Source organism: Mesorhizobium sp. BR1-1-3 (assembly GCF_020165455.1).
GTDB classification, from domain to species: domain Bacteria; phylum Pseudomonadota; class Alphaproteobacteria; order Rhizobiales; family Rhizobiaceae; genus Mesorhizobium; species Mesorhizobium ciceri.
In genome coordinates this window covers 280,449-289,299 of the sequence record NZ_JAIUIC010000008.1, presented here as the reverse complement: position 1 = coordinate 289,299, position 8,851 = coordinate 280,449, and the positions used below count along the sequence as shown (strand labels likewise).

Genomic DNA, 8,851 nt, shown 5'->3' with positions numbered 1-8,851 from the left:
GCGCTGGGCAGGGGCGAGTGGCCGTATTGAGCAGTTGCCGACGGTAAAGCGCCAATCTCCCCCCTTGAGGGGGAGATTAGCCCCGCGGAACCCCGCACAATCACTGCGGAAAAGCGAACACTCCGCAGCGTCACCCCGCTCTATCATTCCCCCTCAGCAACGGCGCCCCGGCGGTCGCGTCCGCCCCCGCGCCTGTCGATCGGCCGGGGCGATTTTCTGTGCATGCCATGTCCCAAACCGCTGGGCACCTTTGGGCGGCATGCATCAACAACAGGGGAACGACGATGAAATTCATGCTGACCGACCGCAAACTCCACCCGCAAGCCAAACCCGTGGCCGACGATTTCAAGGCCGGCGGCATCAACCGCCGCGAATATCTGGCGCTGATGGCCGGGCTCGGCGTCAGCGCCGCCGGGGCGCTGGCGCTGGGCGGACTTGGCACCATCCCTGCCCGCGCGGCGGAACCCAAGAAGGGCGGCGTCCTGCGCGTCGCCATGAACGTCAAGGGTTTCAAGGACCCGCGCACCTTCGACGGCGTCGAGATGTCGAATGTCGCGCGCCACTGCAACGAATATCTGGTGCGCTGGAACACCGACTTCTCCTTCGAGCCCTGGCTGCTCGAAAGCTGGGAGGCGAGCGACGACGCCAGGACGCTGACCCTGCACGTGCGCAAGGGCATCTCCTGGTCGAACGGCGATGCCTTCAACGCCGACGATGTCATCCACAACCTCACCCGCTGGTGCGACGCTTCCGTGCCGGGCAATTCGGTCGCCGCGCGCATGGGCGCGCTGGTCAATGCCGACACCAAGAAGGTCGTCGATGGCGGCATCGAAAAGGTCGACGACTTCGCCATCAAGCTGAACCTGCCGAAGCCCGACATCTCGCTGATCGCCGGCATGGCCGACTATCCGGCACTGATCATGCACCGCTCCTATGAGGGCGACGGCGATCCCCTGAAGGCGCTGGCCATCACCACCGGTCCCTGCGAGCTGGTCAGCTGGGATGCCGAGACCGGTGCCGAGGTGAAGCGCAAGGATAAGCCCTGGTGGAAGGGCGAATTCTACTTGGACGGCATCAAATGGGTCGACTACGGCTCCGACCCCAACGCCATGCTCTCGGCCTTCGAATCCGGCGAGATCGACACCGACCACGAGACCGCTTCCGATGCCGTCTCGCAGACCGAGACGATGGGGCTGATGAACTCCGAGATCGCCACCGGCTCGACCATCGTCGCCCGCTTCAATGTCGCCAACGCGCCCTATGACGACGTCAAGGTGCGCCGCGCCGCGCAGCTCGCCGTCGACAATGCCGCCGTGCTGGCGCTCGGCCTCGGCGGCCGCGGCAAGCCCGCCGACAACCATCATGTCGGCCCCATGCACCCCGAATATGCCGATATCGGCCCGGCGAAGCGTGACGTCGAGCAGTCGAAGAAGCTGTTGGCCGAGGCCGGCAAATCAGACCACGAGTTCGAGCTCATCTCCGTCGACGTCGAATGGCAAAAGAGCACCGGCGACGCCATCGGCGCGCAGATGCGCGAGGCCGGCCTCAAGATCAAGCGCACCGTGCTGCCCGCCGCCACCTTCTGGAACGACTGGAGCAAATACCCCTTCTCCTGCACCGAATGGCTCGGCCGCCCGCTCGGCGTCCAGGTGCTGGCGCTGGCGTATAAATCCGGCGCCGCCTGGAACGAGAGCGCCTACGCCAATCCCGAGTTCGACACGCTGCTCGACAAGGCACTGGCGACACCCGACGCCAAGGCGCGCAAGGAGATCATGGGCAAGATCGAGCAGAATTTGCGCGATTCAGGCATCATCATCCAACCCTACTGGCGCTCGGTCTACCGGACCTACCGCAAGGGCGTCGAAGGCTGCGAACAGCACCAGGCGCTGGAGCAGCACTTTGAGAAGGTGTGGATTGAGAGCTGAGAGGCGGTCCGCGCTAGCGGACGTAAAGCCAATTGCTTGGCTTTACGAGCCTCGAACGCTCTGAGCCTGCGAAGGGCCGGGCGACGGTGATGCGCCGGCATTTCTAACCTTCTCCCCTTGTGGGAGAAGGTGGATTGCCGCGCAGCGGCAAGACGGATGAGGGGTGTTCCAGCTTGGCGATACGCCAACAGTAAACGCCCTGAACCAGAGCAGAACCTTCACCGCCTCACTCCGTCACGCACCCCTCATCCGTCTCGGCGCTGCGCGCCGATCCACCTTCTCCCACAAGGGGAGAAGGTCAGAAGCGTCAGCGCCCCTTCAAGTGCAGGGCTAGCCGGTGGATCGCTGCGATCATCTGCGGGTTGAAAATGGCCGGCGCGAATGCCGGTGAGGCAGTTGCCTGAGCCCGCGCCGGCCACTGGCGAACCTGGGTCCGCCGCCCGGATTTTTTACCGCCCCGCCGATGCCCGATCAACCAGGCCGGACGTTTGGTACGCAAGCGGACAAAGCCTCACCGGGCCGGCTTCAGCAGCGTCCAGATCCAGCCGGCAAAGGTCAGCACCAGGAACGGATAGCCCGCGGCGGGCAGCGGTGCCGAGGTAGGCAGCAAGGGCGCCCCCCAGAGGATCATGCAAGCCGAGACGACAAACAGCACGGCCGCCACCAGCGCGGTGAGCCGCATCCACAGGGCAAATGTCCTGGGCACGCTGACCATGACCAGTGCCGCCGCCCAAAGCGAGATGCCGCCGACATAGGAGGGCACGCTGGCCTCCAGCCCCGCCGCATTGCCCGCCATCAGCAGGGTCTCTCCGGCCAGGAAGGTCAGGAAGCCCGCGGCTATGCAGTCATTGCCCAGCCGCTGGTATTTCATCGTCAACAGCGCGGTGGCGACCACCAGTGCGGCACCGTCGATCGTCCAGAGTGTTTCGCGAAGTGGGGCGCTGGCGACGAAGGTGCCGGCAAGGCCGAAGGCACCGCCGATGGCGAGGCCGATCGCGGCGACGGTGTCTAGAGTGGAACGCATGTGATGTCTCCCCAAGCCGGGAGAGAGGATACGACAGGGCGGGGCGTTTACAATAGGTGACGGGCGGACATCGGAGAAGGGGAATGGAGCGGACGGCCAAGTATTCTCGCCGCCTGTACGACAGGGCTTCCCTGCTACAAGGGGAGGCGTTTTCCCCGGCAATTCCCGATTAGGATACGACGTAACCGATTGCAAATGCTCGGCAATAAAGTCTCTTGTGTAAGTTCCTGTTTTGTTCCAAAATGCGCCTTGACGCAATTCCAGTCGAACATCTGCCGATGCAGCCCTAAATAGGCAACATGACCGCAGCTACGCAATTCGATCTTAAGTCTTCCGACCCCATTTCTCCTTGGTTGGAAATGGGTGCGTATGAGGCCCTTTGGCTGGACCATGGGGCATCATTTAAGTCGATTGCCGACAGGTTCGGCGGTGTCCCCTTTTCTGTTCCCTCTGATTTCGTCCCATATCCCACAGCAGTCAAATATGCCGAACTAGCAGATGAACAAATACGGAAATTTAGCTCTGCTCCGTATGGTGTCAGGATTCACGGCGCCGGCGAATATCCCAACAAAATTCGTGTAGCGAAACATCCTATCGAACTGCTTTATTATCAAGGCTATTGGGCGCTCTCAGAACAGCCTTCTATTGCAGTGGTGGGCACTCGTGAGCCAAGCGATGAAGGTATTTTGCAGACCCGCCGAATAGTCCAGGGGCTGATTTCTGACAAAATTATTCCGGTCTCCGGGCTGGCGAAAGGGATCGATGCAATTGTCCATGAAACAGCCATATCTCTGAAATTCCCCACAATTGCAGTAGTGGGAACTCCAATTTCTACGGCTTATCCGAGAGAAAATAGGGGTATTCATGAGAAGATAGCCCGAGAGAACCTTTTGATATCGCAGGTTCCGGTTGTGGCATACAAGGCTATGCCCTTGAATAAGACGCGAACCTTTTTCCCAGAGCGGAACATAACGATGAGTGCTTTGACGGATGCAACTGTTATTGTTGAAGCTGGGGAAACATCTGGAACACTCACGCAAGCGCGAGCGGCTTTAGCACAAGGTCGACCGCTATTAATTCTTGAAAGCTGTTTTCATAGATCCGATATAACGTGGCCCCACAGGTTCGAGGAACTAGGCGCGATCCGAGTTTCTGGTATTGAAGATATTTTGGCAAATGTCAGCGCGCTTTACAAAGATCGATGATCTGACACGCGGGGAGCATGGCTTCCTAGAGAAAGATGACTATATCCTTTATCTGGTATACCGCGCACGGGGGTTATAAGTCCGAGACGAACAACCACATCTTAAACTTTAAAATGAGCCCTGCAATCCGCGATGAGAATGTCCATCGCTATAAACATAAGGCGCGGTCAACTGACTATTGGGCAGAAAAACTTCGTAGCGCAGTGCTAACGGATCGCTTGTCAAAGATTGCTTGGTGCCCTGTTCCGTGCAGTAAGCCCGTCAGCCACCCAGCTTATGACGATAGACTTTTGCGACTGATAACTCGAAGTTTTGGAGCTGGCGCGATAATTATTAATTGTATAAAACAAATTGAAGAACGCGTTGCGGCTCATGATACTAGTAATCGACCAGACCCCGCAAGTTTGAAGGCGGGCTGGGCATTCCAAACTGTTAACCTGCCCCAGAGCGTCGATACGATTGCAATATTTGATGATGTGATCGCAAGGGGAGCTTCTTTTAAGGCGGCACAGGCACTTCTCCATGAGGCTTACCCGCACGTCCCGATAAAGGGAGTGTTCCTCGCCCGCGTTGTCCATGATGACGACCAGCCTTCGCTGTTTGACACCCTAGCCGAGTGATCGAAAGCCACGACTCTCCGATTCTAACTATGCCATATTCACCCTTTAGCGATTGGCATGTTAAATGAGAGAACAAAATAGGAATCTTCGTATATATTAGTGATTGCGAATCGAAATCCGCGAAGGTGTCTCAATGCCAGCGTTCGGAATTTCTGCTTTCTTAAGAATTTTACATATGACACGACCGACCGCAACGGACGGAGCTGCGTCGAAGATTTACGCCACGAGGGGGAGGCTATGATTTTCACAGTAGCCTCCGCCGACTCTGCCAACGTCTGATGGCTGGAGAGTCGTTAGAGAGTTTGTACAAGAGCCAGAGAGACGATCCGCTCAACTTGGCCTACAGCAGTTGGAGGCTTGGAGAGCTCTTAACCTGGGCGCGATTTTGGAGTTCCCGCCAACTACCGTGCGAAGCCCGAGCGAAATCTTTTCGGTTAAGTTCACACCGAATTTTGGCCTCCGAGTCGGAAGCCAGTCTGTCGCCCTACATGTTTGGAATACTGCTTCGCCGCGCCTAGAGCCAAGATTGGCCCGAGCCGTTCTATCCTCATTCCCGCCTGTTTATCAAACAGCGAACAATTCGCCCGATGACATTGCGGTGCTATGCCTGCGAACCATGCGTTTTATTCGTCTGGGCGACGCATCGGACGTTGTCGAATTAGGTCGGCTGATCTTCGCGAATATCGATGGCATTTTTCGAGAAATTACTGCGGATTTGGGAGAGCCTCCGCCTGCGCCCGGCGAACACCCCACCCCACCTCCCGGAGAATATTCTCCACCGCGCAGCGTCAACGCCGCGCTGGCGGGGGGCCCGCTGCCTCCGGCAGCTCCCCCGCTTTCGAAGCCTGCCATCGATCCACCGGATCGATGACTTGGCGCGCTGCGCGCACCAACCGGCTTCTCAATCCCCCATCTTCAGCGCCTGGATAAACGCCTCCTGCGGAATATCCACCTTGCCGAACTGGCGCATCCGCTTCTTGCCTTCTTTCTGCTTGTCCAGCAGCTTGCGTTTGCGCGAGACGTCGCCGCCGTAGCATTTGGCGGTCACGTCCTTGCGCAGCGCGGAGATGGTTTCGCGGGCGATGACCTTGCCGCCGATCGCGGCCTGGATCGGGATCTTGAACAGATGGTTCGGGATCAGCTCCTTCAGCTTCTCGCACATCTGCCGGCCGCGCTTTTCCGCCGCCGTGCGGTGCACCAGCATGGAGAGCGCATCGACCGGCTCCTCATTGACCAGGATCGACATCTTCACCAGGTCGCCCTCGCGGTAGTCGGTCAGGTGATAGTCGAAGGAGGCGTAGCCCTTGGAGATCGACTTCAGCCGGTCGTAGAAATCGAAGACGACTTCGTTGAGCGGCAGGTCGTAGATCAGCATGGCGCGCTTGCCGACATAGGACAGGTCGGCCTGGATGCCGCGCCGGTCCTGGCAGAGTTTCAATATGCCGCCGAGATAGTCGTCGGGGGTCAATATGGTGGCGCGGATCCACGGCTCCTCGATCGCCGAGATCTTGACCACGTCCGGCATGTCGGCCGGGTTGTGCAGTTCCTTCATCGAGCCGTCGGTCAGAGCCAGCCGGTAGACGACGCTGGGCGCCGTAGCGATCAGGTCGAGGTTGAACTCGCGCTCCAGCCGCTCCTGGATGATTTCCAGATGTAAGAGGCCAAGGAAGCCGCAGCGATAGCCGAAGCCGAGCGCCGCGCTGGTTTCCATTTCAAAAGAGAAGCTGGCGTCGTTGAGGCGCAATTTGCCGACTGCGGCGCGCAGATCCTCGAAATCGGCGGCGTCGACCGGGAACAGGCCGCAGAACACCACAGGCTGCGCCGGCTTGAAGCCGGGCAGCGCCTTGGCGGTGGCGCGCTTGTCCTCGGTGATGGTGTCGCCGACGCGGGTGTCGGCCACTTCCTTGATCGAGCCGGTGAAGAAGCCGAACTCGCCGGGGCCGAGCTCCTCGACATTGATGCGCGCCGGCGTGAACACGCCGGTGCGCTCGACCAGATATTTGGCGCCGGTGCCCATCATGCGGATGGTCTGGCCCTTCTTCAGCACGCCGTCGATGACGCGCACCAGCACGATGACGCCGAGATAGGCGTCGTACCAGGAGTCGACCAGCATCGCCTTCAGGGGCGCCGTGGCGTCGCCTTCGCGCGGCGGCGGCAATTGGTGGACGATCGCTTCCAGCACGTCGGGAATGCCCAGCCCGGTCTTGGCCGAGATCAGCACGGCATTGGAGGCGTCGATGCCGATCACCTCCTCGACCTGCTCGCGGATGCGCTCGGGCTCGGCGGCCGGCAGGTCGACCTTGTTCAGCACCACGACGATCTCGTGGTTGTTGTCGATCGCCTGGTAGACATTGGCCAGCGTCTGCGCCTCGACGCCCTGGGAGGCATCGACGACCAGCAGCGAGCCCTCGCAGGCGGCCAGCGACCGCGACACTTCATAGGCGAAGTCGACATGGCCGGGCGTATCGATCAAATTGAGGATATAGTCCTCGCCATTGTTGGCGCGGTACTTCAGCCGCACCGTCTGCGCCTTGATGGTGATGCCGCGCTCGCGCTCGATGTCCATCGAGTCCAGCACCTGCTCCTTCATGTCGCGCAGCTCCAGCCCGCCGGTCAGCTGGATCAGCCTGTCGGCAAGCGTGGATTTGCCATGGTCGATATGGGCGACGATGGAGAAATTGCGGATGTGGTCGAGGGGCGTGCTCATGGCGCGCGTTTAGCAGGGGTGGCTTGCCCGAGCAAGCTGTGCGCCTTTGCCGGAGCAGGCAGCACGGGCACCTGTCGCTTTTTTCGCGCTTTTCGCGAAAAATCTATAAATTTTAACCAAGCCCGTTAGAGCATAATTTGCGAACGGGATGTTAGCGGAGGGAAATATCTGATGTAAGGACGAAGGCATGCGGGGGCTTGCAGGCAGTTTTATCGAGTCGCGGAGCGGCTCGTTCGCACCGATACTCATTCTTGCCATGATACCGTTGATCACCGCGATCGGCTTTTCCGTCGACTACACCTCCGCTGTCCAGACCAGGTCGACCGAGCAGGCGGCACTCGACGCCGCGATCCTGTCGATCACCACGATGGATACGGCCTCGACGAAGCCGCAGCGCCAGGTGGCGATGCAGGCTTCCTACGTGGCCAATGGTGGACAGGGCACCGCGACGCTGAACAGCTTCGACGTCAGCGCCAACGGCACCGCCACCGCGCAGGCCTCGGCAAGTTTCGCCATGCCGACCGTGTTCATGCAGATCGCCAGGATTCCCACGGTAACGGTCGGCGTCGCGTCGGCGGTGAGCAAGACGCCGGCGCTGGTCGAAGCTACGTTCAATGTCGATCACGTTTCGGGCTACTGGAACAAGACCATGACTCTGTACGGCCTTCCCTACGGTTGGACCTCCACGACCACGCCGACGGCCATGATGAAGGCCAACTATAACTACAAAGCGTATAGTTATTCCTATACGAGCGGTGGTAAGACCTATACCGCTGCCGAGCCGAAAGGTTACGGGACGACAACTATTACCACGGGACCAACCGATACGCTGGTTCAGACCCAACTGTGCACGACAGTAGGATCAACAACCGATTTCACGGCCACTGCGGGAGTTTACAAAAGCACCGCGGTGGCAAAAAGCGGAAAAACGAACGGCTCCACCGTCTATTTCAAGACGACGTGCGCGACCACGAATTCCGCCGGAAACAGCAGTGGCGCAACAATCAACGTGAGCACGATGGACAAGCTCTATCTGCAGATGGATGTGCCGTCCGGGCCGGTCAACCCGCTCAGGTCGAACAATACAGACACGTCGAACCGGCTCTACCTCGGCGCCGGGTACAGCACCGCGGCACAAAAGGCCCTGAACCCTTCCAAATACCTCCCCGTCGAGGTTGCCAGCAACACGGTCGTCGACATCTTCGCCGTGGTGCCCTGCAGCGAGACCAGCGATCAGGCATGGGAAGACGGCGGCAACAATCCTCCACTGCCAGACGTTACGAACGCCGACTTCTTCTACAGCGTGATGGGCAAGTGCGACTTCAACAAGCGACCGTCCGACACACTGCTGACGCAGTAGATGCTGCTCC

At 59.6% G+C, this 8,851-nt stretch carries 6 protein-coding genes; 4 read left to right on the top strand and 2 right to left on the bottom strand.

The features are described from left to right. Positions 1-284: 284 nt before the first annotated feature. Complete coding sequence (locus LB559_RS20025; RefSeq protein WP_224674820.1) at positions 285-1,925, top strand: ABC transporter substrate-binding protein; 1,641 nt, start codon at positions 285-287, stop codon at positions 1,923-1,925. 511 nt (positions 1,926-2,436) lie between these two features. On the opposite strand, the gene LB559_RS20020 is transcribed toward LB559_RS20025, so the two are convergent. Continuing rightward, positions 2,437-2,949, bottom strand: coding sequence for a hypothetical protein (locus tag LB559_RS20020; protein WP_224674819.1), 513 nt, complete (start codon positions 2,947-2,949; stop codon positions 2,437-2,439). Positions 2,950-3,248: 299 nt separating this feature from the next. Between LB559_RS20020 and LB559_RS20015 the strand changes: the two genes are divergently transcribed. Then, positions 3,249-4,154, top strand: coding sequence for a DNA-processing protein DprA (locus LB559_RS20015; RefSeq protein WP_127370024.1), 906 nt, complete (start codon positions 3,249-3,251; stop codon positions 4,152-4,154). A 113-nt stretch (positions 4,155-4,267) separates the two neighbouring features. Next, the gene (locus LB559_RS20010) at positions 4,268-4,774 is read left to right on the top strand and encodes a hypothetical protein (RefSeq protein WP_224674818.1); all 507 of its coding nucleotides are present in this window, start codon (positions 4,268-4,270) and stop codon (positions 4,772-4,774) included. 901 nt (positions 4,775-5,675) lie between these two features. Here LB559_RS20010 and lepA read toward each other — a convergent pair. After that, the gene (lepA, locus tag LB559_RS20005) at positions 5,676-7,481 is read right to left on the bottom strand and encodes a translation elongation factor 4 (RefSeq protein WP_013528692.1); all 1,806 of its coding nucleotides are present in this window, start codon (positions 7,479-7,481) and stop codon (positions 5,676-5,678) included. Positions 7,482-7,668: 187 nt separating this feature from the next. Here lepA and LB559_RS20000 point away from each other — a divergent pair, with 187 nt between their 5' ends. Then, positions 7,669-8,841, top strand: a complete 1,173-nt coding sequence (locus LB559_RS20000; RefSeq protein WP_024504099.1) for a TadE/TadG family type IV pilus assembly protein — start codon at positions 7,669-7,671, stop codon at positions 8,839-8,841. Positions 8,842-8,851: the final 10 nt, after the last annotated feature.

Bases quoted from the DNA above. Each gene is read 5' to 3' on its own strand.
- LB559_RS20010 (WP_224674818.1), top strand. From the start codon at position 4,268: ATGAGCCCTGCAATCCGCGATGAGAATGTCCATCGCTATAAACATAAG.
- LB559_RS20025 (WP_224674820.1), top strand. From the start codon at position 285: ATGAAATTCATGCTGACCGACCGCAAACTCCACCCGCAAGCCAAACCC.
- LB559_RS20015 (WP_127370024.1), top strand. From the start codon at position 3,249: ATGACCGCAGCTACGCAATTCGATCTTAAGTCTTCCGACCCCATTTCT.
- LB559_RS20000 (WP_024504099.1), top strand. From the start codon at position 7,669: ATGCGGGGGCTTGCAGGCAGTTTTATCGAGTCGCGGAGCGGCTCGTTC.
- lepA (WP_013528692.1), bottom strand. From the start codon at position 7,481: ATGAGCACGCCCCTCGACCACATCCGCAATTTCTCCATCGTCGCCCAT.
- LB559_RS20020 (WP_224674819.1), bottom strand. From the start codon at position 2,949: ATGCGTTCCACTCTAGACACCGTCGCCGCGATCGGCCTCGCCATCGGC.